Annotated in this window: 23 protein-coding genes; 18 read left to right on the forward strand and 5 right to left on the reverse strand. The window is 69.4% G+C overall.

Annotation, left to right across the window (positions count from 1 at the left end; genetic code table 11):
* Window positions 1–63 precede the first annotated feature (63 nt).
* A complete protein-coding gene (locus D9R14_RS05005) occupies window positions 64–990 on the forward strand; it encodes a LysR substrate-binding domain-containing protein (protein ID WP_121622215.1) in 927 nt (308 codons plus the stop codon).
* 231 nt (window positions 991–1221) lie between these two features.
* Here the strand turns inward: D9R14_RS05005 and leuD are convergent, their stop codons facing one another.
* Genes leuD through D9R14_RS05020 form a run of 3 tightly spaced genes read right to left on the reverse strand, consistent with a single transcriptional unit; the run spans window position 1222 to window position 4679 of the window.
* Entirely contained in the window at window positions 1222–1824 is a 603-nt protein-coding gene (gene leuD, locus D9R14_RS05010) for a 3-isopropylmalate dehydratase small subunit (RefSeq protein ID WP_121622216.1), read from the reverse strand.
* Window positions 1821–3239 (reverse strand): 3-isopropylmalate dehydratase large subunit, encoded by a 1419-nt coding sequence (gene leuC, locus D9R14_RS05015; protein WP_121622217.1) that lies wholly within the window; start codon window positions 3237–3239, stop codon window positions 1821–1823. Before leuC ends, leuD begins: the two co-directional genes overlap by 4 nt.
* Before the next feature lie 24 nt (window positions 3240–3263).
* The gene (locus D9R14_RS05020; RefSeq protein ID WP_121622218.1) at window positions 3264–4679 is read right to left on the reverse strand and encodes an NAD(P)/FAD-dependent oxidoreductase; all 1416 of its coding nucleotides are present in this window, start codon (window positions 4677–4679) and stop codon (window positions 3264–3266) included.
* Between the two features lie 179 nt (window positions 4680–4858).
* On the opposite strand from D9R14_RS05020, the gene D9R14_RS05025 reads away from it, so the two are divergent.
* From D9R14_RS05025 to D9R14_RS05055, 7 genes are all read left to right on the forward strand, one after another.
* Window positions 4859–6451: an ABC transporter substrate-binding protein gene (locus tag D9R14_RS05025; RefSeq protein ID WP_170168505.1), complete on the forward strand. Its 1593-nt coding sequence runs from the start codon at window positions 4859–4861 to the stop codon at window positions 6449–6451.
* Window positions 6448–7347: an isocitrate lyase/PEP mutase family protein gene (locus D9R14_RS05030; protein WP_121622220.1), complete on the forward strand. Its 900-nt coding sequence runs from the start codon at window positions 6448–6450 to the stop codon at window positions 7345–7347. Before D9R14_RS05025 ends, D9R14_RS05030 begins: the two co-directional genes overlap by 4 nt.
* Before the next feature lie 60 nt (window positions 7348–7407).
* Window positions 7408–8016 (forward strand): cupin domain-containing protein, encoded by a 609-nt coding sequence (locus D9R14_RS05035; RefSeq protein ID WP_121622221.1) that lies wholly within the window; start codon window positions 7408–7410, stop codon window positions 8014–8016.
* Between the two features lie 45 nt (window positions 8017–8061).
* Window positions 8062–9009, forward strand: a complete 948-nt coding sequence (locus D9R14_RS05040) for an ABC transporter permease (RefSeq protein ID WP_121622222.1) — start codon at window positions 8062–8064, stop codon at window positions 9007–9009.
* Window positions 9006–9863 carry an ABC transporter permease gene (locus D9R14_RS05045; RefSeq protein ID WP_121622223.1) on the forward strand — a complete coding sequence of 286 codons (858 nt, stop codon included), beginning with the start codon at window positions 9006–9008 and terminating at the stop codon, window positions 9861–9863. The genes D9R14_RS05040 and D9R14_RS05045 overlap by 4 nt, the downstream gene beginning before the upstream one ends.
* Entirely contained in the window at window positions 9860–10864 is a 1005-nt protein-coding gene (locus D9R14_RS05050) for an ABC transporter ATP-binding protein (RefSeq protein ID WP_121622224.1), read from the forward strand. Before D9R14_RS05045 ends, D9R14_RS05050 begins: the two co-directional genes overlap by 4 nt.
* A gap of 62 nt (window positions 10865–10926) precedes the next feature.
* The gene (locus D9R14_RS05055; RefSeq protein WP_210210817.1) at window positions 10927–11916 is read left to right on the forward strand and encodes an ABC transporter ATP-binding protein; all 990 of its coding nucleotides are present in this window, start codon (window positions 10927–10929) and stop codon (window positions 11914–11916) included.
* Between the two features lie 97 nt (window positions 11917–12013).
* Here the strand turns inward: D9R14_RS05055 and D9R14_RS05060 are convergent, their stop codons facing one another.
* Window positions 12014–13375, reverse strand: coding sequence for an aminotransferase-like domain-containing protein (locus D9R14_RS05060; RefSeq protein ID WP_170168506.1), 1362 nt, complete (start codon window positions 13373–13375; stop codon window positions 12014–12016).
* 291 nt (window positions 13376–13666) lie between these two features.
* On the opposite strand from D9R14_RS05060, the gene D9R14_RS05065 reads away from it, so the two are divergent.
* Genes D9R14_RS05065 through D9R14_RS05110 form a run of 10 tightly spaced genes read left to right on the forward strand, consistent with a single transcriptional unit; the run spans window position 13667 to window position 22733 of the window.
* Window positions 13667–13990: an NIPSNAP family protein gene (locus tag D9R14_RS05065; protein WP_121622227.1), complete on the forward strand. Its 324-nt coding sequence runs from the start codon at window positions 13667–13669 to the stop codon at window positions 13988–13990.
* A gap of 57 nt (window positions 13991–14047) precedes the next feature.
* Window positions 14048–14926 carry an FAD binding domain-containing protein gene (locus D9R14_RS05070; protein ID WP_121622228.1) on the forward strand — a complete coding sequence of 293 codons (879 nt, stop codon included), beginning with the start codon at window positions 14048–14050 and terminating at the stop codon, window positions 14924–14926.
* Window positions 14923–15426, forward strand: a complete 504-nt coding sequence (locus D9R14_RS05075) for a (2Fe-2S)-binding protein (RefSeq protein ID WP_121622229.1) — start codon at window positions 14923–14925, stop codon at window positions 15424–15426. The genes D9R14_RS05070 and D9R14_RS05075 overlap by 4 nt, the downstream gene beginning before the upstream one ends.
* Entirely contained in the window at window positions 15423–17834 is a 2412-nt protein-coding gene (locus D9R14_RS05080) for a xanthine dehydrogenase family protein molybdopterin-binding subunit (protein ID WP_121622230.1), read from the forward strand. The genes D9R14_RS05075 and D9R14_RS05080 overlap by 4 nt, the downstream gene beginning before the upstream one ends.
* Complete coding sequence (locus D9R14_RS05085; protein ID WP_121622231.1) at window positions 17831–18805, forward strand: amidohydrolase family protein; 975 nt, start codon at window positions 17831–17833, stop codon at window positions 18803–18805. Before D9R14_RS05080 ends, D9R14_RS05085 begins: the two co-directional genes overlap by 4 nt.
* A gap of 13 nt (window positions 18806–18818) precedes the next feature.
* The gene (locus tag D9R14_RS05090; protein ID WP_170168507.1) at window positions 18819–19286 is read left to right on the forward strand and encodes an SRPBCC family protein; all 468 of its coding nucleotides are present in this window, start codon (window positions 18819–18821) and stop codon (window positions 19284–19286) included.
* Window positions 19287–19290: 4 nt separating this feature from the next.
* Window positions 19291–20130 carry a 3-oxoadipate enol-lactonase gene (gene pcaD / locus D9R14_RS05095; RefSeq protein ID WP_121622233.1) on the forward strand — a complete coding sequence of 280 codons (840 nt, stop codon included), beginning with the start codon at window positions 19291–19293 and terminating at the stop codon, window positions 20128–20130.
* Window positions 20131–20155: 25 nt separating this feature from the next.
* Window positions 20156–21139, forward strand: a complete 984-nt coding sequence (locus D9R14_RS05100; RefSeq protein WP_170168508.1) for an ABC transporter substrate-binding protein — start codon at window positions 20156–20158, stop codon at window positions 21137–21139.
* The gene (locus D9R14_RS05105; RefSeq protein ID WP_121622235.1) at window positions 21136–21945 is read left to right on the forward strand and encodes an ABC transporter permease; all 810 of its coding nucleotides are present in this window, start codon (window positions 21136–21138) and stop codon (window positions 21943–21945) included. The genes D9R14_RS05100 and D9R14_RS05105 overlap by 4 nt, the downstream gene beginning before the upstream one ends.
* On the forward strand, window positions 21942–22733 hold the full coding sequence (locus D9R14_RS05110; protein WP_121622236.1) for an ABC transporter ATP-binding protein: 792 nt from the start codon (window positions 21942–21944) through the stop codon (window positions 22731–22733). The genes D9R14_RS05105 and D9R14_RS05110 overlap by 4 nt, the downstream gene beginning before the upstream one ends.
* 58 nt (window positions 22734–22791) lie before the next feature.
* On the opposite strand, the gene D9R14_RS05115 is transcribed toward D9R14_RS05110, so the two are convergent.
* Window positions 22792–23706, reverse strand: coding sequence for a LysR family transcriptional regulator (locus tag D9R14_RS05115; protein ID WP_121622237.1), 915 nt, complete (start codon window positions 23704–23706; stop codon window positions 22792–22794).
* Window positions 23707–23763 lie beyond the last annotated feature (57 nt).

Below are 23763 nucleotides of genomic sequence, written 5' to 3' on the forward strand. Positions count from 1 at the left end.
TGCACCTGCTAGAATACGAGGCGCAAACCACTAATTCGCGGCATCAACGTCAGATAAACTCACATGAGAGCGCCCTCCACAGATCGTCCTCTGCCGCCGCTCAACGCGGTGCGTGCCTTCGAGGCTGCCGCGCGCCGGTCGAGCTTCAAGGACGCCGCTGCGGAGCTCGGCGTCACGCATGGCGCAGTCAGCCGGCAGATCCGGCTTCTGGAGGAGTGGCTCGGCCCGCCGGCGCTGTTCCGCCGCCTGAGCCACGGCGTTGCCCTTACGGCCGAGGGGCAGGCGCTGTTCGACGCGGTCCAGCCCGCGCTTGAGCGCATCGCCCGGGCGGCGGCGGTGCACGGCAGGGAAACCGGCGGCACCGTGGTGCTCAGGGTCAATGCGCTCGCCACCTTCAGCCTGCACTGGCTGGTGCCGAAGCTTGGTCGGCTGCGGGAGGCGCATCCCGACATCGCCATCGAGCTGACCACCGGCAGCGAGCCGGTCGACGGGCTGGCCGGCGACTACGACGTGATCATTCGCGGCGGACCGGACGCCTTCCACGGCTTCGAGGCGCGCCTGCTGCTCCCGGAGAGGCGGCTCCCCGCCTGCAGCCCCGCGCTGCTGCAAAGCCAGCCGCTGGGCGAGGTGGGTGACCTCGGACGGCACACCCTTCTGCAGGTCGCCAGCATGCCGCGGCTTTGGCGCGACTGGCTGGCGAAAGCCGGGCACGGCTCTCTGGAGCCGGCGGCCACGCTGATGCTGGACCACTTCTACCTGTCGATCCAGGCCGCCGTGGACGGGCTCGGCGTTGCGATGGCACCGTCGACCCTGATCGAGGACCATCTGCGCGCAGGTCGGCTGGTGACGCCCTTTCCGCACATCTGGCTGCCTGCGCGCAGCTATTACGCCTACACGCCCACCGGTTCGCCGCTGCGCGCCGCCAGCGACAGGGTCTGCGCGTGGATCCAAGGCTTCGATGGCGCCTGCGCCTCGCAGGTCGGCGCGTGACGCGCCCCTGACGTGCCTGCCGGGGACAGCTGGCTCCGTCGATCGGGGGAGGGACCATGCGGCGTAGCCTCGGCCGCGCGGGTCCGCAGCCGTGCCGTGCTGTCGACCGGCTCCCTGTGACGCCGGTGGCAGCCCCTGAGCGATCGCGAATGGAAAGCATCGGCGGGGCAGTCTCGCGTCCGGCCGTTCCCATCACGCCCGGTGACGCGCGCCCCGGGCCGGACCGGGCGCTCAGTCCGGCATCGCGGTGTCGTGCGCCGCTTCATAGGCGGCGATGCGGGGTTCCATCAGCAGCAGCTGGCTCAGCGGATCGAGGCCGTGCATGAGCATCTCCCGGCGCCGCTCCGAGATCGCGAACGCAATCATCCCGAGGCCCGGCACCTCGATGCTGCGCCGCTCCAGATCGACGGTGAGGGCGAGGCCGGGCTCGGCTGCAAGGCGCTGCTGGATCGCCTGGGCCGCCTCGGGGCCGACCGCCACCGCGAGAAGACCGTTTTCCGGTGCGCTGGAGGCGAAGATGTCGCCGAGGCTCTCGGCGATCACCGCCCTGAAGCCGTAGTCGAGCAGCGCGTGAACGGCCTGCTCGCGCGCGGAGCCGCAGGCGAAGTTCTTGCCCGCGACCAGAATCCGGGCGCCCGCATAGGCCGGCTGGTTGAGCACGAAGTCGGGCTTCGTCGCGCCATCCGCGGTGAAGCGGTGATCGCGAAATGCCAGATCGGCGAAGCCTCCGCTGCGCGGCCGGCTCATATAGCGTGCCGGAAAGATCTGGTCGGTGTCCATATTGGCGGCGGGCAGGGGAACGGCGCGCGCGGTCAGCCGGTCGATGGGGGTCATCGGCTCGCTCCCTCCATCAGGCGGCGCACATCGGTGATGACGCCGGTGACAGCGGCGGCGGCCGCCAGAGCGGGGCTCGCCAGATGCGTCCTTGCACCCGCGCCCTGGCGCCCGACGAAGTTGCGGTTGGTGGTGGAAATGCAGCGCTCGCCGGGTTCCACCTTGTCGCCGTTCTGGGCGACGCACATGGAGCAGCTCGACTGGCGCCACTCGATCCCGGCATCCTTGAACACCGTGTGCAACCCCTCCGCCTCGGCCGCCGCACGGACGGCAGTGGAGCCTGGCACCACCCATGCGCGGGTCTTGGCCGTGCGCCCCCGCACCACCGCGGCGGCTTCGCGCAGATCCTCCAGCCGGGCATTGGTGCACGAGCCGATGAACACCCGATCGACCTTCAGCCCTTCGAGAGCATCTCCGGGTGCAAGGCCCATATAGCCCAGCGCCGCGCGCCAGGCGGCCGCCTGCTCCGCGCTCGCGGCCGCGGCCGGATCGGGGACGCGGCCGCCCACCGGCACCACCTGATCGGGGCTGGTGCCCCAGCTGATCATCGGACCCAGGGTCGCTGCGTCGAGGCTGATCTCGCGGTCGAAGACGGCGCCGGGGTCGGTGGGCAGGCGGCGCCAGCCGGCCACCGCCCGATCGAAGGCCGCGCTGGCCGGCGCATAGGGCCGGCCTTCCAGATAGGTGTAGATGGTGTCGTCCGGGGCGATGAGGCCGGTTCGCGCGCCGGATTCGACGATCATGTTGCACAAGGTGAGCCGGCCGGAAACGCCGAGCGCGGCGATTGCCGGGCCGGCGAATTCCACCGCATGGCCGGACGCGCCGCCGGCGCCGATCCGGCCGAGGACCGCCAGCGCCAGGTCCTTGGCGCTGGTGCCCGGCGGCAGCCGGCCATCCACGCTGACGCGCATCGTCTTGGGGCGCGCCACCCAGCAGCACTGGGTGGCGAGCACGCCGGCGCACTCGCCCGCGCCCGCGCCGATGGCGAAGGCCCCGAGCCCGCCGTGTGTCGGCGTGTGGGAATCGCTGGCGATGATCGTCGTTCCCGGCAGGCTGATCCCGAGCTCCGGCCCGACCACATGGATGATGCCCTGCCGGCGGTCGCCGAGCTCGAAGATTTCGATGCCGTTCTCGCGTGCATGCCGCGACAGGTCCGTGAGCACCTGGCGCGCGGCGGCATCGCTCACGTCAGAGAGCCGTCCGCCGAGGGTCGGCGCGTAGTGGTCGTGCACGGCGAAGGTGAGATCGGGGCGGCGCACCTGGAGGCCGCGATCCTCCAACAGCGTGAACTTCCGCGGCGAGCCGTCCTGGAGATAGTGCCGGTCGATATAAAGGAGAGCCGACCCGTCGTCGTCGGTTGCGACCGTGTGGGCGTCCCAGATCTTCTCGAACAGGGTGCGGGGCGTCTCACGCATCGGCCGGCCTTTCGCGAGCGGCACTCACCGCACCCCCACACGCAGGCCGAGGAGGCCGGGCAGGGCGGCGAGCAGGTGCGCCGGAAGAGGCGGACGCTGCGCCTGCCTCTCGGCGGCCTCGCACGACAGAATGCCCCAGCGCACCGCGCGCCCCCCGAGGGTGCGGAGCGGCTCCGGCGGAAGCTTCGGCGGCGTGCGTGTGGCGATGATCGAACGGCTCCACGCGTCCTCCACGCCCAGTATGCGCGAGGCCAGCGTCTCGGCAACGATCAGGGTCGGGTTGACGCCGTGACCGGACAGGCCCGCCCCCAGGTGAACCTGGCGTCCGGGAACCGTCCGCACGAAGGGCAGGCGATCGGACGCGACGTCGATGCCGCCGCCCCAGCTCGCCGCGATCGGCGCCTTCAGGTCGGGCAGAAGATAGGCCAGCCCCGCCGCCGCGCGTCCGACGCTGGCCATGTCGCGGGTGTTGGAAGCCGCTCCGGGATCGTTCCAGGCGGCGACCGGACCGGAGCCGCTCCCCATGATGACACGCCCGTCGTCGGTCTTGCGGAAATAGTGCAGGAACATCGCCGCATCCGCGTATCCCGCATCCGAAGGCCAGATGGCGGCGAGCGCCTCCGGGCAGGGCTTTGTGGCGACCACGTAGCTGGAGAACACCGACAGGTGGTCGCGCGCGAGGGGGTGGCGGGCAAGCTCGGTATTGGTCGCCAGAACGACGTGGGCGGCGGCGATGGTCCCGGCGGGTGTCTCGAGGGTGTTGGGCGATCCATCCGACATCGCGGTCATCGGCGTGCGCTCGAACACCTGCACGCCCATCGCCAGCACGGCGGAGCGCAGCGCACGGGCCAGCCGTGCCGGGTGAACGGTCGCGCCCTCGGCATACTGGACCGCTGAGCGGGCGCGCGGGATGCGGCACAAGGCCTGGGACTCCCCTGCGTCCAGGCGGCGCACGCTTTCGGACGCGTCGAGGCGGGAGGCCGTCTCCAGGGCCGCCTCCAGACTCGCTTCCTCCTGCGCGGTGGTGGCCACGACCACTGCGCCCGCTTCGTGCCACCACACATCACGGCCCGCGCAGAAGGCCCGGATGCCGTCCTGCGCCCGCGTGCCGAGCCGCGCCAGTTCCAGCGCGGCGTCGGCCCCATAAGCCGCTGTGACGCGGCCGAGCGCGGTCCAGTAGCCGGCGACCTTGCCGCCGTTCTTGCCGCTCGCGCCGGCGCCGCAGATATCGCGCTCGATGACGGCGATGGACAGCGCCGGCGCCCGCTCCTTGAGCCTGAGCGCGGTCCACAGGCCGGTGAAGCCGCCGCCGACGATCGCCACGTCCACGCTGATATGCCCCTTGAGCGCGGGCGTCGGGCTGCCGGGCGCGCAAGTCAGGGCTTCATCCAGCCACCACGAGCGATCGGACGGAGGCGGAACTTCAGCCATCTCAGCCATTCTGCCACCTCTCGCGGCATGTTCAATTTTGAGGCTTGACCCGAGACCGTTTCTTTTATCGTATGGTGCCTGTCTGTTTGCAATACGGATTTCCGGCAAAATCCGCCATTCGCGGTGCGAAAAACGGAATTCGCCCTCTCTCAAGCTGGCTATCGTTCGGTAAACCAAATGGGTGGCATATGACGGACCTGATTGGGGAGCGACTTTCGCACGCCGGACGCCTGCGCCGGCGCGACATTCTCAAGGGGGCCGCAGGCCTCACCGTGGCGGCGCTTGTCGCGCCGAGCGTCGGCTGGGCGCAGGCGGGCAAGCGTCTTCTGGTCGGCGTCCACCAGGACCTGCCCATTCCCGACGCGCAGATGTCGCGCGCCATGGTCACCCACATGGTGATGAAGCACGTGGTCGAGAACCTCGTCACGTTCGACGAGAATTACGAGGTCATTCCGCAGCTCGCCAAGTCCTGGGACGTGCTCGATGATGGCGCGCGCTATGTCTTCCACCTGCGCGACAACGTCGTCTTCCACAACGGCAAGACCTTGGACGCCGACGATGTGAAGTGGTCCGTCGACCGGTTGAAGGAAGTCTCTCCCAGCAAGGGCAGCTATTCCGGCATCAAGGCGGTCAACGTCATCGATCCGCGCACCGTCGAGATTGTCCTGAAGGATCCCTCGCCGAGCCTGCCGTCGACGCTCGCCGGTCCGTTCGGCGGGTACATCATGCCGAAGGACCTCGACAAGGCCCAGGGCGGCACCATTTCCAAGCCCATCGGAACCGGGCCGTTCTCATGGGTCGAATACCAGCCCGGGCGGCTGCTGCGCGTGAAGAAGTTCGACAATTATTCGGTCGATACCAGCTTCGACGGGCCGACCGGCCTCGGCGGCCGGCGCGAGGCGCAGGTCGACGAGATCGAGTTCCGGGTCGTCCCCGTGTCGTCCGCCCGCGCCACGGCGCTTGAGACCGGCGAACTGGACTTTGCCCTGCTGCTGGACGTCAACGATTTCGAGCGGCTCGCCGCCTCGCGCACCGCGCGGCAGGTCGAGGAGCCGAGCTTCGAGTCGCTGGTGCTCTGGCTCGGCGTGACGGTCGCGCCGACCAGCGACCTGAACTTCCGCAAGGCGGTCGCGGCCAGCATCGACTACAAGACGCTGATGGATGCCTCCGTCGCCGGGCATGGCGCGGTCAACAACGCCTTCCTGCATCCCGAGCTTCGGGCGTGGTTCACCCCGTCGATGGCCGCCCGGCACAAATTCGACCTGAATACCGCCAAGGCCCTTCTTGCGAAGACCGCGTACCGGGGCGAGACGCTCACCATCCACGTCTCCAACTCGACCGAATATTCCCTCAATGCCGCGCTCGTGCTGCAGCAGATGCTGGGGCAGGCCGGGATCAAGATCGAGGTCCACCCGGTGGATTCCGCCGGCGTGATGTCGATCGTCTACGCCCGCAAGCCGACATATAACTTCGGAATGACCTCCATCTCCGGGCGCATGGACCCGGACCAGGTCTATTTCCAGCGGCTCCATTCCTCGTCGGCCGTGAACGCCTACAACAATCCGGAATACGACAAGGTGGTCGAGGCCGCCCGCGCCTCGATGTCTCAGGAGACGCGAAGGAAATTGTATTCGCAGGCGCAGGACATCGTCATGGCCGATATCCCGGCGATCGTTCTGTTCAACGTCTCCTTCCTGAATGCGCGCGCCCCCCGCATGGTCGGCTACAAGCCGAACGCGCTCGGCCTCTCGCGCTTCTGGAACGTGGGCCTCGGCAAATGAGCGCGGGATTCGCGGGCGCGCGGCTGCGCGCTCTCCTGGCCGAAGGCCGCGCGGTGGCGGCGCCCGGCGTCGCCGACGCCCTCGCCGCCCGCCTGGTGGCGCAGGCCGGGTTCGAGGCCGTCTACATGAGCGGCGATTCCACCAGCGCCGTCCGCCTCGGCATGGCCGACGTCGGCCTGCTGACCATGAGCGAGATGGTGGACAATGCGGCCCGTATCGTCGACGCCGCCGGCGGTCTGCCGGTCATCGCCGATGCCGATACCGGCTATGGCGGCCCGGTCAACATGCGGCGCACGGTGCGCGAATACGAGCGCGCCGGGGTGGCGGCCTTGCAGATCGAGGATCAGGTTTCGCCCAAGAGATGCGGCCATCTCGGCGGAAAGGCCGTGGTGCCCGCCGAGGAGATGGCGGGCAAGGTGCGGGCCGCCGTCGATTCGCGGCACGATCCGAATCTGGTGATCATCGCCCGCACCGACGCCATCGCCGTCGAGGGGTTCGAGGCGGCGCTCGACCGGGCGGAGCTCTATCGGCAGGCGGGCGCCGACGTCATCTTCGTGGAGGCGCCGCGCAGCCTGGAAGAGCTGGCCGCCATCGGGCGCCGCTTCGATTGCCCGCTTCAGTACAATGCCTCGGCAAGCGGGCGGACGCCCGCCATCGGCCGCCCGGAGCTTGCCACGATGGGCTATCGCCTCGCGGTTTATCCAGGCCAGACCATATTTGCGGCAATCCCGGCGATCCGGGCCATTCTCGCCCATATCCGCGACAGCGGCGGGGCAGCCGCCGCGCCAGTGGAGATGGCGAGTTTCCGCGACTATAACGAGACGATCGGACTGAGTGAGATCGCCGCTTTCGAGGACGCGCACGGCACGCCCGCGACACGGCGGGTGCAGTTCTGATGCGACCGACCTCGATAAGCGCGCGCCCACTGACAGGATCGGGGGATTGGAATCCGACCCATGAGAACGCAGGAACAACCGGTCAAGGCCTCCGAACGGGACGAGGGGATCGGTGCCCGCATCAAGCTCCTTCGTGCCGAGCGCGGACTATCCTTGAACGAGCTTGCGCGTGCCGCCGAGATATCGCCGGGAACGCTCAGCCAGATCGAGCGGGATCGGGCGAGCCCGTCCATGCGCACGCTGACCAAGGTGCGCCAGGCGCTCGGGCTCGGCATCGGCGCGTTCTTCGGTGCCGAGGAGACCGAGGCGGAAGCAACGCCGGCCTTCGTGCGGCGCTCCAGCGACCGGGCGATCCGCAACCTCGGCTCCAGCCGGATGGTCAAGGAGCTGATCACTCCGAACGGAAACACCAAGCTCTCCATCTTCGCCCTGGCGATTCCCCCTGGCGGGGGAACCGGAGAGGAGACCTACCGCTATCCTGGCGTGAAGGCCGGCGTGGTGCTCGACGGGGAGGTGACGCTGGAGGTCTCGGGCGTCGTCGCGCGGCTGCAGTCCGGCGACGGCTTCTGCTTCGATGCCAACGAGGAACACCGCCTGCGCAACATTTCGGGTGCGCCGGCGCGGGTGTTGTGGGTGACCGCGCCGGCCGGAACCGGCGACCCGATCTGACGCCGCGCGCCCGATGCCGCCTCCGCCTCCGAAGGGACGGCTGAGATGCTGCTGCGCTATGCGATCCGCCGGCTGATCGGGGCCATCCCCACGCTGCTTCTCGCCAGCATGCTGGTGTTCCTGATCTCGCATCTGGCGCCGGGCGATCCGGCCAGCCAGATCCTCGGGAGCTACGCCAGCCCGGCCGAACTGGAGCAGGCGCGCGAGGACATGGGCCTCAACGCCCCGCTTCCGGTCCAGTATGAACGCTGGCTGCTGCGCGCGGCGACCGGCGACCTCGGCAGATCGATCAACTGGAACCTGCCGGTCAGCGAGATGATCGTCGAGCGCCTCCCGCGCACCGCAGGCCTGGCGGTGCTCGCGCTGACGATCTCGATTTTGCTGGGGGTGCCTCTCGGGATCATCGCCGGCGTGCGGCAGAACCGCCTGAGCGATCGGCTCGCCATGCTCGTCAGCCTGCTCGGGCTGTCGGTGCCGGACTTCGTCGTCGGGCTGCTGCTGGTGATCGTGTTCACCGTCCAGCTCGGGCTCCTGCCGTCGCTCGGCTATGTCAGCTTCTCCAGCTCGCCCTATCAGTGGGCGCTGCACATGATCATGCCCGCGTTCGCGCTCGGCTATCTCATGACGGCGGTGACGGCCCGCATGACCCGCGCGTCGATCATCGAGAATCTCGGGCAGGAATTCGTCCTTTCGGCGCGCGCCAAAGGATTGAGCGAGCGCCGGGTGGTGGGCGTCCATGTCCTCAAGGCGGCGATGATCCCGGTGGTCACCGTCATCGGCATCAATCTTGGAGCCGTGTTCCGCGGCGCCGTGGTGATCGAGGCCATATTCGCCATTCCCGGCATCGGCGGATTGATGATGAGCGCCATCTCGGCGCGCGACTATCCGGTCATCCAGGGCTGCCTGCTGGTCTCGGTGACGATCTACATTTTCGTTAATCTCGCCGTCGATCTCGTTTACGCCGTTCTCGATCCGAGGATCCGCTACCGATGACGGCCCGCAGAGCCTCCGTCCTCGCGGCCGCGGGCCGCAACGAACTGGTGGTCGCCGGGGCGGTGATGCTCGGCATCGTCGTTCTGATCGCGCTGCTGGCGCCGGTGCTGCCGTTCGGCGATCCGTTCACGATCAATCCGCTCGCCCGCAACGCGCCGATGTCCTGGCAGCATCCGTTCGGCGCCGACAAGCTCGGCCGCGACCTGTTCGCGCGCTTCGCCTATGGCGCCCGCCTGTCGCTGTCGATCTGCACCCTGGTGGCCCTCGCCTGCCTGATCGTCGGGACCGCCCTGGGGCTGCTGGCGGGCTACTATCGCGGCTGGGTGGACATCATCATCAGCCGCATCGCCGACACGCTGATGGCATTCCCGTCCATCCTGCTCGCGCTCGGCATCGTCGCCGCCTTCGGCGCCTCGATGACCAATGTCATCGTCACGTTGTCGGTGGTGTACATGCCTCGCGTCCTGCGCGTCGCCCGGGCGCCGGCGCTCGCGGAATCCCGGCGCGATTATGTGGAGGCCGCGCGCGCCTGCGGCGCCTCCGATCTGCGCATCCTCGTCCGGCACGTTCTGCCCAACATCCTTGCCCCGGTGATGGTGCAGGCCACCGTCGTCTTCGCTTACGCGATGGTGGCCGAGGCGACGCTCGGCTTCCTCGGCGTCGGCGTGCCGCCGCCGGCGCCGAGCTGGGGCAACCTGCTGTCCGAGGCGCGGGCGACGCTGATGACCGCGCCCAGCCAGACGATCTTCCCGGCCATCGGCCTCGCCTTCGCCGTCCTCGGCGTCAACCTACTCGGCGACGGGCTCCGCGACCTACTCGACCCGCTCATGCGCAGGCAGGGAGATGCGGCATGACAGAGCCCCTGCTGGCGATCGAGAATCTCGCGGTCCACTTCGGCACCGGCCCCGGCAGCGTGCGGGCGGTCGACGGCGTAAGCCTGACGCTGGAGCGCGGCGAGATCCTGGCGGTCGTGGGAGAGTCGGGATCGGGCAAGAGCGTCCTGTCGCGCGCGATCCTGCGTCTCGTTCGGGAGCCGCCGGGGCGCCTCGTGGGCGGCCATATCCGGTTCGAGGGGCGCGACATCGCCGCCATGAGTCCGAGCGAATTGCGGGCGCTGCGGGGCGACCAGATCTCCATGATCTTCCAGGAGCCGATGGCGAGCCTCAATCCCGTCTTCACCATCGGCTTCCAGATTTCCGAGGCCCTGCGCACCCACCGCAGCCTTTCCAGGCGCGCGGCGCGTGCGGAGGCGATCAGGCTCCTCGAACAGGTCGGCATGGCGGATGCCGCGCTGCGCTACGACGCCTATCCGAACCAGATTTCCGGCGGCATGTGCCAGCGGGCGATGATCGCCCAGGCGCTGGCCTGCCGGCCCCGCCTGCTGATCGCCGACGAGCCGACCACGGCACTCGACGTCACCATCCAGGCCCAGATCCTGGCGCTCCTGCGCCGCCTGCGCGACGAGACCCATATGGCGATCATCCTCGTGACGCATAATCTCGGGGTGGTGGCCGAGATGGCCGACCGCGTGGCGGTGATGTACGCGGGTCGGCTGGCCGAAGTCGCCGATGCGCAGACCTTCTTCGCCGGGCCGCTGCATCCCTATTCGCGGGGGCTGATGGCGTCGGTGCCGCGCATCGGCGACCGCGTGGCGACGCTCAGGGCCATCCCGGGCGTCATCCCGCGCGGCGGCGCCGCCGCGGCCGGCTGCACGTTCCGCGACCGCTGTCCGCAGGCGATGGACATCTGCCGGCAGACCCCGCCCGAGTTCATCCAAGGCGGCAGCCGGGTGTCCTGCTGGCTGCATGCCGGCTCCGACATTGCTGCTCCGGCGGCGGAAGGCGCGGCGCCATGACCGGGGCAGCTCCGGCACACACCTCGCGGGAGGCCGACCTGAGCCGGGACGCGGGCGCGACGATGCCACCCGCCACGCCCGCCGGCGGGCCGCTGCTGCGCGTGGACGGCCTGTCCAAGCAGTTCGCCCTGGACGACGCCGTGCTGCCCTGGGCCAAGGGGCGCCGCGTCCAGGCGGTGGACAACGTCTCGTTCGAGATCGCGCCGGGGCAAACCCTGGGCCTCGTCGGTGAATCGGGCTGTGGCAAGTCCACCCTGGGACGCCTGGTGCTGCGGCTGATCGAGCCGGATGCCGGATCCGTCGCCCTCGATGGCATGGCCGTGACGGGGGCCGGGAAGCGCCAGCTCAAGGCGCTGCGGCGGCGGATGCAGATCGTGTTCCAGAATCCCTTTGGTTCACTCAATGCGCGCATGAGCGTCGGCGAGGCGATCGCCGAGCCGCTGCTCGCCTTCGGGGTGGGATCCCGCACGGAGCGCAGCGAAGCGGCGCGGCGCCTGCTCGCTTTGGTGGGGCTCGATCCCGGCCATGCCGGCCGCTACCCGCACGAGTTTTCGGGCGGCCAGCGCCAGCGCATCGCCATTGCCCGCGCCATCGCCCTGGAGCCGGATCTGGTCGTGTGCGACGAGGCGGTCTCGGCCCTCGACGTGTCGGTGCAGGCGCAGATTCTCAATCTGCTGAAGGACCTCAAGGCGCGCCTCGGGATGGCCTATCTGTTCATCTCCCACGATCTGGCCGTGGTGCGCCACGTGTCCGACCGGGTCGCGGTGATGTATCTTGGCTCGATCGTCGAGATCGCTGAGGCAGACCGGCTCTTCGCCGATCCGAAGCATCCCTATACGGTGGCGCTGCTGGCCTCCGTGCCGGCGGAAACCCCGGCAGCCCGCAAGCATGCCGCTCCGCTGGAAGGCCAGGTTCCAAGCCCGATCGACCTGCCGCCCGGCTGCCGCTTCGCCGGGCGCTGTCCGCGCGCGATGCCGCGCTGCCACGAAGAGCGGCCGGCGCTGCGGGCCATCGCGCCGGACCACAAGGTCGCGTGCCATCTCTATGCCTGACGTGAAGGGGATGGCTGCCCGCTGGCGCGACCGCCGCGGGCGCCTCTTCGTTCTGCATCGGCGCAGTGGCCGATGGCAGCGCTGACAACGCGGGTGTTCAGACGAAGGAGATGGCTTCCGCTTCCTCGAAGATGCGGCGCAGGTCCCTCAGCCCGTCCTCAAGATGCGCGAGGCTGGGCGCGGCCCCGAGGCAGATGCGGACCCCCTGGGTGGTCGGATCGTTGGGGCGCAGGCTGCCGGGCGGGGCGAGGGTGATCCCGCGCTGGGCCGCCTGGGCGATCAGCGCCGGCAAGGTGCGGCCCACGGGCAAAGGCAGCCACAGATGGAAGCCCGGCGGCGCCGGGACCACCGGCAGCAGTCCCGCCAGCAGCCGCCGGGCGATCGCGTTGCGCAGGGCCGCCTGCTCCCGCTTGAGCGCCGCCTGGTTGGCGAGCCCGCCGGTGCGGACCAGCCGGGCCACCACTTCGGCCATCAGCGGCACGGCCATCCACCCGCTTGCCCTGAGGCCGTTGATGCAGCGGTCGCGGAAGCTGTCGGGGGCGATCATGGCGCCGATGCGCAGGCCGGGCGCGAGGCACTTGGCGAAGCTCACCACGTAGAAGCTGCGTTCCGGCACCAGCGCGGCGAGCGGCTCGACCGGCGCCGGCATCAGGAAGGCGTAGGCATCGTCCTCGACCACATAGGCGTCGTGCCGGCGGACGATCTCCGCGATCTGCGCGCGCCGCTCCGCCGGCAGCACCGTCCCGGTGGGCGTCTGCAGCGTCGGCATGCAGTACAGCACCCGCGCCCCGGTCTCGGTGAACGCCTTGTCCAGGGCGGCGGGCAGGAGCCCCTCCCGGTCCATGGCGACGCCATGCAGGCGGTAGCCCATCTGCGTGGCGAGCGAGAGCGTGCCCGAATAGGTGAGGGCCTCGGTGAGCACGGTGTCGCCGCGCGATGCCACCATGGACATTGCGATGGAAAGCGCGTGCTGGGCGCCGTGGGTAATGAAGATCTGGTCCGGCTCCGCGCCCATGCCATGGACCCCGAGCCAGTGCGACACCGCTTCCCGATGGTCGCGCCGCCCCTGATGCGGCAGGTAGCTCAGCAGCCGGTCCATGTCGGCCTCGGCGGCGATCTCGGCCACCGTCGCCGCGATCAGGTCGGCCTCGCCGGTGGAGGGCGGGACATTGAGGGCGAGGTTCACCCCCTGGATCTCGGCGCCCTGCTGCGGGCGCCGGCGCTGCACGAAGGTGCCCCGCCCCACCTCGCCGGAGATCAGTCCGCGCTGCTCCGCCTCGGCATAGGCCTTCGAGACCGTGCCGACGCTCAGTCCGAGCCGGCCGGCGAGATCGCGCTGAGGCAGCAGGCGCGCGCCCGGCTTGACGCGTCCCGCCGCGATGTCGGCCTCCAGCAGGTCGACGATTGCGAGGTAGCGCGGGCCCGGACCCAGCGGAAGAGAGGGAAGCCAATCGGACATGGTCATCCTGACAGGAACAGTCTCGGAATAGTACAATCGGCAAATTGATGCAATGCGATTTGGTCGGCGTCCACTTCTTCACGATCGAAGGGCTCCGCCGCGCAGGCTCGCCGGGGGCAGGGCAGGGTGAGGGTCGATGAAAACGCCAGTCCAACCAAGGTGATGCTGCATTGCATCATCATTTATGGGTCAAAACGTCGAAATGAGTTAGCTCAATAATTGACTCCTGTGCATTTGTCTCTGTATCGTTTTCCCCAATTGGCGCGTCAGAAGCCAACACGGGAGGTCGCCATGATCTACGAAATCCGGGTTTACGAGGCCGCCGACGGCAAGGCCGAAGCGATGCGTCGGCGGTTCAAGGACGAGGTGGTGCCGCGCCTGCCGAGCCACGGCATCGAGCTGCTCGGCGTGTTCGTCGCGCCCGAGGAAGACGGGCGCCTGACCTATCTCACCCGCTTCGAGAGCGAGCAGGCCCGCACGGCTGGCTGGGCGTCGTTCGGCGCCGACGCGGGCTGGAAGGCGGTGAAGGCGGCAAGCGAGGTCGGCGGTCCGCTGCTGAAGACGCAGTCCGTTTCGGTCCTGTCGCCGGCCGTCGCCGGCCTCCTGCTGGGCTGACCCCCCCCAGGGCTGCCCCGCTGTCCCGCGACTGTCCGCGAACAAGGACATTTTCGCATGAAACCGGCTGAATTTGCTTATGTTCGACCTGCCTCGGTGGCGGAAGCCTGCGCGGTGCTGGCCTCCAATCCCGACGCGCGGGTCGTCGCCGGCGGGCAGACGCTGGTGCCGATGCTCGCCATGCGCCTCGCGCGCCCATCGATCCTGGTGGATATCCTGCGCCTGCCCGAACTCGCCGGCATCGCCGAAGAGCCCGGCACGCTGGTGATCGGCGCCACCACGCGCCAGGTCGAGGCCGAGCGCTCCAGCCTGGTCGCCAGCCGGCTGCCGCTGCTCGCCGCCGCCTTGCCGTGGGTCGGCCACCCGCCCACGCGCAACCGCGGCACCGTGGGCGGCTCGCTCGCCAATGCCGACCCGTCCGCCGAAATTCCCCTGGTCGCCGTGGCGCTCGAAGCCGAGATCGTCACCGAGGACGAAGGCGGCCGCTTCGCGATGCCGGCCGACGACTTCTTCATCGGTCCCATGCTCACCGCCGCCCCGGAGGCCGGGCTCCTGACGCAGGTGCGCTTCCCGGTCTGGTCCGAGCCCTGCGTCGGCGTCGGCTTCCACGAGGTTAGCGCGCGGCGCTCGGATTTCGCCTTCGTCTCGGCCGCCGCGCAGGTGGCGCTAGATCCGGACGGCCGGTGCACCCGCATCGCGCTCGGCATCGGCGGCGTCGGCGATCGTCCGGTCCGGCTCGACGTCGCCGGTCTCGTCGGCACGCGCGTTGAGGGCGATCGGGTCGCGCAAGCGGTGGAGGCGGCCGCCGCCGTGCTGGAGCCGACCTCCGATCTTCACGCCAGCGCCGCCTATCGCCGCCGCGTCGCAATCCTGCTCGGCGCCCGCGCGATCGGCGACGCCGTGGCGGACGCACAGGAAAAAGGAGCCGGCCGATGAAGGTCGCGTTGCTGGTCAATGGGGCGGTCCGCGAGGTGGACGTCGAGCCGCGCAAGACGCTGCTCGACACGCTGCGCGAGGACCTCAGCCTCACCGGCGCCCATGCGGGCTGCGAGCACGGCGTCTGCGGTGCATGCACGGTGCTGGTGGACGGGGCGCCGGTGCGCTCCTGCCTGATGTTCGCGGTGCAGGCGGACGGCCTCGACATCACCACCATCGAGGGGCTGGCGTCGGCGCCGGGCGAACTGAGCGTGCTGCAGGATTCCTTCTGCGAGACCCACGGCCTCCAGTGCGGCTTCTGCACGCCGGGCATGATCCTGGCGTCGCACGCGCTGCTGGAGGCAAATCCGGCGCCAACCCGCGCCGATATCGCCGAGGCGATCTCCGGCAACATCTGCCGCTGCACCGGCTACGGCCAGATCGTCGAGGCGGTGGAACTTGCCGCCGAGCGCCTGCGCCTTGCGAACGCGCCGCGCGCCGCGGCCGGGGGACGCCCATGAGCGCCGAGGCCGCCCGCTTCCGCTTCGTCTCGGCCAACCGCCGGGTGCGCGAGGACCGCCGCTTCGTGGCCGGCCACGGACGCTATGTCGCCGACATCGCCCTGGAGGGCATGCTGCACGTCGCTATTCTTGGCGCGCAGCATCCGGCCGCCCGCATCCTCTCCATCGACCCGTCGGCGGCCCTTGCCATGCCCGGCGTGCACTATGTGCTGACCGGCGAGGAACTGGCCGGGGCCACCGACCAGCTCATGAACGGCCTCGACACGCCCAACGTGCGCCGCTTCCCGCTCGCGCTCGGGCAGACACGCTATGCCGGCGAATGGGTCGCGGCCGTGGTCGCCGACACCCGCGCGCTGGCGGAGGACGCCTGCGAGAAGGTGAAGGTCAGCTACGAGCGCCTGCCTTATCTCACGCAGGCCGAGGAGGCGCTCGACCCGTCGAGCCCCCCGGTGCACCCGGCGCACGGCTCGAACGTGCTGCTCGACAAGCAGTTCGTGTGGGGCGAGGTGGACCGCCACTTCGCCGAGAGCCCGCGCCAGCTGTCCTTCCGCGTCACCTGGGGCCGCAATTCGACGGTGCCGATCGAGACCTTCGGCGTCGTCGCCTCGTGGGACCCCTGGTCCGAGATGCTGGACGTGTGGGCCTCGATCCAGATGCCCAAATACCCGGACCAGATCGCGCGCGCCCTGCGCATTCCGGCCAACAATGTGCGCGTCCATCACGACGTGGACGTGGGCGGCAGCTACGGGGTGAAGCGCGGCATCAAGCACACGGTGCTGGCCGCCCACTTGGCGCGCCGGCTTGGCCGGCCGGTCCGGCTCCTGGAGGACCGGTTGGAGAACATGCGCGGCGGAGACGCGCACGGTCCGGAACGCATCTTCGACGTGGACGTGGCGTTCGACGACGCCGGCATCGTGCGCTCCATGAAGATGCGGGCGCTGGACAATGCCGGCGCCTATGCGGGGCGCGCGCCGTTCCAGCTCGGCAAGCCCATCGGCGCCATCGTCGGCCCCTACAAGATCGAGAGCGTCGCCTACCGCGCGCAGTCGGTCACCACCAACAAGGCGGTGCAGGAGGCAGTGCGCGGCTTCGGCCAGTCGCCTACCAACTATGCCATTGAGACCGCGCTGGACAAAGTGGGATTGGCCTGCGGCCTCGACCGGATCGAGGTGCGCCGGCGCAACTTCATCCGCAAGGAGGAGTTCCCGTATCTGATCCCGAGCGGCACGCGCTACGACAGCGGCGACTACCACACGGTGGTCGACAAGGTGCTGGCGCATGTGGACTACCCCGCCCTCGTGGCCGAGCGCGACCGGCTGCGCGCCGAGGGGATGCTGGCCGGCATCGGCATTGCCGCGTGCCTGGAGCCGAGCGGCGGCAATTCCGCCTTCGAGCCGCTGCTGAACGAGAAGAACGAGACCACCACCTGGATGGAGTCGGTCCGCATCAATGTGGACGGGACGGGCTGCGTCGCGGTCACCATCCACACCACGTCCTCGGGGCAGGGGCACGAAACGCTCGCCGCGACGGTGGTTGCGGAGGTGCTGGAGATCGACCCGGACCTGATCCGCATCGTCCGGCCGGATTCGCTCGCCTGCCTGCCGTCCAACACGCCGGTGGGCAGCCGCATGGCGATCATGATGGGCGGCGCCTGCTTCCACGCGGCGCAGAAGCTGAAGGCGAAGCTGCTGCGGATCGGCGCCCACCGGCTCGGCCTCGCGCCGGAGGCGGCGCGCTATCAGGGCGGCAGCGTCGGCGCGGTGTCGGGCGGGCAGGCGCTCGACTGGGCCGCTTTGGTCAACATCGCCCACCGCAACTTCCACCTCCTGCCGCCCGACACCGAGCCGGGCCTGGAGAGCACCCATGTGATGCAGGTGCCCACCGGCACCAGCCTGCCGAAGGACGGCCGGGTCCAGATGTATCCGTGCCACTCGTTCGAGTTCCATTTGGTTCTGGTCGCCCTGGACCCGGTGCTCGGCAAGCCGGAGATCCGCCGCTACGTGATCGGCCACGACTGCGGCACGGTGATCAATCCCCACATCGTCAAGGGCATGACGCTCGGCGGCATCGCGCATGGGCTGGGCGCCGCGCTGCTGGAAGAGTTCGTCTACGACGAGGAGGGTCAGATGCTCACCCAGAGCTTCATGGACTACCTGCTGCCGTCCTCGCACGAGATGCCGAAGGTGGAGATCGTCCACCACTGCACGCCCTCGCCCTTCACGGTGTTCGGGCAGAAGGGCTCCGGCGAGAGCGGCTATCTCGGCGCTCCGGCGGCCATCTCCGGCGCCCTGAACGACGCCGTCGCAGAATTCGGCATCTCGTTCGACAAGCTGCCGATCCGCATCTCCGCCATCAGCGACGCCGTCGCCGCCGCCCGTGTCCGTTCCAGCGAAGAGACGACCTCATGATCATCGATTGCCACGCCCATCTCGTGCCGCCGAGCCTGCTCGACGCCATCCGGGCCGATGCCGGAAAATTCCCCTCGGTGCGCCTGATCGAGGATGGCGCGAGCCTCGGCTTCTCGTTTGCCGGCGGCAAGCCCACCCGTCCGGTCTCCAAGCCGCTGAGCGACATCGCCGCGCGGCTGAAGTGGATGGACGAGCAGAAGATCGAGCGGCAGATCGTGGGTGGCTGGCTCGACATGTTCGGCAACGAGCTGCCGGCGGAGGAGGGCGCGGCCTGGGCCCGGCTCGCCAATGCGCACCTCGCTGCGGCCGCCAAGGCCGAGCCGCGCTTCATCCCGCTCGCCAGCGTGCCCCTGCAGGACGGCCGGCTGGCCGCCGAGGTGCTGCGCGAGGCCCATGCCGCCGGCTTCCGCGGCGCCATGATCGGCACCCAGCCCAAGGGCAAGGGCGGCGTGCTCGACGATCCGACGCTGACGCCGTTCTGGGAGGCTGCCGACGAACTCGGCGCGGCCGTGTTCATCCATCCGGTGTTCGAGAGCGGCGACGACCGCGTGCACGATTACGGCATGGCCAATGCGGTGGGGCGCATCACCGACACGCTGATCGCCCTGTCGCGGCTGATCTATGCCGGGCACGTCACGCGCTACGGCAAGGCGAAGATCGTCGCCGGCATCGGCGGCGCGGCCTTGCCCTACATCGTCGGCCGGCTGCGCCGGAACTACGCGCTCGACAAGTCGCTGGGCGATCCCGACGCCGCGCTGGCCGCGCTCTATTACGACACCATCGTCCAGGACCCGCGCACGCTGCGCTACCTCGCCGACATGGTCGGCGCGGAGCGCATCATGATGGGCTCGGACATGCCGTTCCCCATCGGCGACCTCGCCCCGCTCAACATCGTGGCGCAGACCGCCTTCTCCGACGCCGAGCGCGCCTCCATCAATGGCGGGCTGGCCCAGCGCCTGTTCGGTCTGTGAGCAGGAGGCCGGAATGAAGATCGACCTCGAAGGCTCCGAGACCATCGCCGCCGATCCCGAGCGCCTGTGGCTGGCGCTCAACGATCCGGCCGTGCTCACCCGCTGCATCCCCGGCTGCAGGACCATGACCGAGACCGGTCCTGACGCCTACAAGGTGGAGATGCAGCTGCGCGTCGCGGCGGTAGGGGGCTCGTTCGAGGGCGAGATCGCGCTGAGCGACAAGACCCCGCCGCGCACCTGCCACATCAGCGTGTCGGGCTCGGGCTCGCTCGGCCACGGCTCCGGCACGGCGCGGTTCGAGATCACGCCGGCGGAGGGTGGATCGCTGCTGGCGTATCAGGGCGCGGGAGAGGTGGGCGGCCTCGTGGCGGGGGTGGGCCAGCGCATCCTCGGCAGCGTCTCCAAGCATCTCGTCGGCCGCTTCTTCACGGCCTTGCGCAAGGAGTTCGAGGGCAGTGCCGCCCTCGGCGCGGCGGAGTAGACCGATGGACGTGATCACACACCTGCGGCATGTCGAGGTCGAGCCGGGCGTGCGCCTCGCCGTCAGCGCCCCGGACGACGCGGGGTCCGCGGGGGCGCCCACGGTGGTGTTCAGCAATTCGCTCGCCGCCGACATGGGCATGTGGGACGAGGTGGCCGCCCTTGTGTCGCCTCATGCCCGGCTGGTGCGCTACGACACGCGCGGCCACGGCCGCTCCGACGCGCCGGACGGCCCCTACAGCCTGGCCGTGCTGGCGGCCGACCTCGCCGCGGTGATGGATGCGCTGGACATCCGGTGCGCGGTGATCTGCGGCCTGTCGCTCGGCGGGTTCACGGGCATGCGGCTTGCCATCGATGCGCCGGAGCGCGTCGCCGGCCTCGTGCTCGCCAATACGGCGGCGAGTTTCCCCCCCGCCGCCATGTGGCACGACCGGGCGCGGGCGGCGCGGGCCGATGGCCTCGCCCCGCTGGTGGCACCGACGCTCGAACGCTGGTTCACCCCGCAATTCCGGTCGGCAAGGCCCGAGCGGGTCGCGCAGATCGGCGCGACCATCGGCGCGGTCTCCGGCGAAGGCTATGCCAGCTGCTGCGAAGTGCTGGCCGCCGAGGACATCCTCGCGGAGCTGGGCGGCATCGCCTGCCCGACGCGGGTGCTCGTCGGACGCCACGATCCCTCCACTCCGCCGGCGCGGGGGGAGGAGATCGCCGCCGCCATACCGGGGGCGGACCTTGTGGCCCTCGATGGAGCCCATCTGTCCGCAGTGGAGGCCGGCGCCGCGTTCGCAGACGCCGTCCTCGGCCTCCTGCGCCGCGCCACGCCGGATCGGACATCGAACAAGACGTAAGAACCAGAATGAAGGAGGAACGTCCATGAAGACCGTGGTCGCCACCAAAGCCGCCGTCGCTCTCGCCGCCTTCATGGTTGCGGCGATCCCCTCCGCTCACGCCCAGGCGCTTGAGAAGCTCTCGATCGTGGTGTTCGGGCCGCCCTCGCTGGGCGCGTTCCTGCCGCCGGTCATCAAGGCGCAAAAATACGACGAGAAGCACGGGCTCGATTTGACCTTCGCCGAGCGCACGCCGGACGCCTACACCGCCCAGTTCAATTCGGGCGAGTACAAGGTGGGCGGCAGCGCGGCGCTGCTCACCGTCGGGCTCGCCGACCTGCGCGGCGTAAAGGTCACATACCTGTTCAACCTGTTCGACTTCTGGGGCGGGGTGGTCACCTCGCGGCCGGACGTCAAGACGCTGAAGGACCTCGAAGGCAAGGACCTCGCCGCCGCCAAGGGCACCACGAACTTCGTGATGTTCGACTGGCTGGCGCGCCGCCAGGGCGTCGACACCTCCAAGATCTCGGTGGTCAACACCGCCACCCCCGGTCTTGTGGGCTATGCGCTGGCCGACCGGGCGAGCGCCGTGCAGCTCTGGGAGCCGGCCTACACCACGTTGCTGTCGAAGAAGCCGTCGATCCAGACCCTGGATCTCAAGATCATCGACAGCTGGAAGGCGTTCGCCCAGTCCACCAGCATTCCCTATCTCGGAGTGGCGGCTCATGTGGACTGGGTGGCGCAGAACCAGGCGATGGTCCCCAAGCTCTATGCGGCCTACAAGGACGCCGCCGCCTGGGTCCAGGCCAATCCTGACGCTGCCGCCAAGGTGATCGCGCCGCGCGGCACGCCCGAGGACCAGGCGGCGCTGGCCCAGCTGATCCGGTCCAACGACCGCCTCGGGCTGAACGTCGTCTGGGCGTCCGACGTGAAGAAGGAGATCAACGCGGTCTACGAGGCCGGCCGCAGCATCGCCTTCCTGCCGGGCGCGCCCTCGCCCGCGACCATTTTCGAGGGAGGCAAGCGGTGAACTCACGCGCGCCGGCGGCACAGACATCGTCTTTCGCCGTCCTCTCGGTGCTCACCGGCGCGGCCCGCATCGCCGCGCCGTTCGCGGTGCTGATCGCGCTGTGGCAGATCGCGGCGCAGTTCTTCCCGCCCTATCTGTTCCCCTCGCTCGTCGACGTGTTCTGGCGCTGCATCGAGATCTTCACCCACTGGAGTCAGTTCGCGAACGTGCTCGCCACGGTGTGGCGCATCCTCGCCGGGCTTGCGGGGGCGTTCGTGATCGGCGCCCTCCTGGCGGTGCTGATGGCGCGCTCGCTGGCGGTCGACCGGTTCCTGTCGCCGATCCTGGCTTTCTTCCAGGGCATCCCGGCGCTGTCCTGGGTGGTGTTCGCCATCATCTGGTTCCACGGCATCGAGTTTCGCATCTTCTTCATCATGGTGCTGACGACGCTTCCGGCCTTCACCTTCCAGGTGCTCGGCGCGCTGCGGGCCATGTCGAAGGACCTCACCGAGATGGTGATGAGCTTCAGGCCCACGCGCTTCAAGCTGTTCAGCACGATGATCGTGCCGGCGATCCTTCCGGACATCTTCACGGCGTGGAAGGTCAATCTCGGCAACGCCTCCCGCGTGGTGGTGGTGGCCGAGCTGGTGGGCGCCACCGGCGGCGTCGGCTACGAACTGCTGCAGCAGCAGCAGCTGTTCGACATGGCCGGCGCGCTGGCCTGGACGCTGCAGCTGGTGTTCTTCGTCCTGCTGGTCCAGAACGCGATCACCCTCCTGGAAACCATGCTCTTCAGCTATCGGGCCGTTTCGGAGCGCACCCTATGACCGCCGCCGCCGACCATTTCGTCCGAGACGACGCCGCGGCGCCGGTGGAGATCCGTTTCGATCATGTCAGCAAGACCTTCGGCCGCCACGGCACCGGCGATCTGTTCCGTGCTGTGGATGACCTGAACCTCGAGATCCGCTCGGGCGAACTGGTGGCGATCCTCGGCAAGACCGGCTGCGGCAAGTCCACCATGTTCAACATGATCGCCGGCCTCCTGGAGCCGAGCGAGGGGCGGGTGATGGTCTCCGGCCACGATCCGTTCAGCCAGTTCGACTGGTTCCGCGGCAAGATCGCCATCGTGTTCCAGAACGACCGGCTGTTGCCCTGGCGCACGGCGATCCAGAACGTGGCGCTGGGCTTGGAGATGCTGGGCATCTCCAAGGCCGAGCGGTTCGCCACGGCGCAGCACTGGCTGACCAAGCTCGGCCTCGGCGGCCACGAGAACGACTATCCGCACGCGCTCTCGGGCGGCATGCGCCAGCGCGTCTCCATCGCCCGGGCCTTCGCCACCAATGCCAATATCCTGCTCTGCGACGAGCCGTTCTCCGCGCTCGACGAAATGACCGCGAACCGGCTGCGCGAGGAATTTGCCCGCCTCGTGCGCGAGAACGGCAAGACGGCGGTGTTCATCACCCATTCCATCAACGAGGCGCTGCAGATCGGCGACCGCATCGTGGTGCTGCTGCGCCCCGCCAAGATCGCCTACGACGTGAAGCTGGAGCGCGACGCGAGCGCGGCCGCCAATGACGAGGTGCGGGCGCGCATCCGCCAAGTTCTCGCGGTCTGAATCCTCGCTGTGTGAATCCTCGCGGTCTGACTGCCCGCCGGCTCAGTTCGGCGGGCGCTCACGCCGGGCCGGGCGCCCCGGGCAGCGGCTGCGGCCAGTGGCTATCGGTCATGGCCAGGAAGGCGTCGAGCACCGGCGTGCGGCGACCGAAGGCGAGGGCGAGTTCGTACGTCACGGGCGAGCCCTTCCCGGTGAGGGGGCAGAAGACCACACCCTTGCGATCGACGGTGGCGCTCGACTTGGTCACGAGCGCCACCCCCATGCCGCCGGCCACCAGCGAGATGATGGTATCCATCTGCTGGGCCTCCTGCATGATGAGCGGGGCGAAGCCCGCCGCCGAGCACGCATCGCGGATGCTGCGGTGCAGGCCCGGCCCTTCGCGCGGGGGAATGCATACCCACGCCTCCTGCTTCAACTGCGACAGCGCCACCTGGCCCAGCCCGCACAGCCGGTGGCCCTCCGGCAGAGCGGCGATCATCTCGCTCTTCGTCAGCGGCCGGATGGTCAGCCCGTCCTCGGCCTCGATCGGGGGAATGACGAAACCGACGTCGGTTTCGTCCTGGTTCAGGCTGCGCACCTGCTGTGCCGTCATCTGCTCGCGCAATTGCAGCTCGACATCCGGATACGCCTCGCGGAAGCGGCGCAGGAAGGGGGGCAGGATGTCGCGCGCCGCGCTCGGGACGAAGCTCACCCGCAGCGATCCCCTCAGCCCGTTCGCGGCGCGCCGCGCGGCCTGAACGGCGCGCTCCGCCTGCTGCACCGTTCGGCGCGCCTCCTCAAGAAACACCTCTCCGGCCTGGGTGAGGCAGGTGATGCGGTTGGTGCGCTCGATGAGCGGCGCGCCCACTTCCTCCTCGATGCGCTGGATCGCCGTCGTCAAAGGCGGCTGGGCCATGTGCAGGCGCTCCGCCGCACGCCGGAAGCTGCGCTCCTCGGCCACGGCGATGAACTGCCGAAACTGCCTCAGGTCCATGCCGTGATCCACCCCGCATATCACGCCTTCAGAAAACTAATATTAGACATATTACAA

Source organism: Xanthobacter tagetidis, from assembly GCF_003667445.1.
In the GTDB taxonomy this organism is placed as follows: Bacteria; Pseudomonadota; Alphaproteobacteria; order Rhizobiales; family Xanthobacteraceae; genus Xanthobacter; species Xanthobacter tagetidis.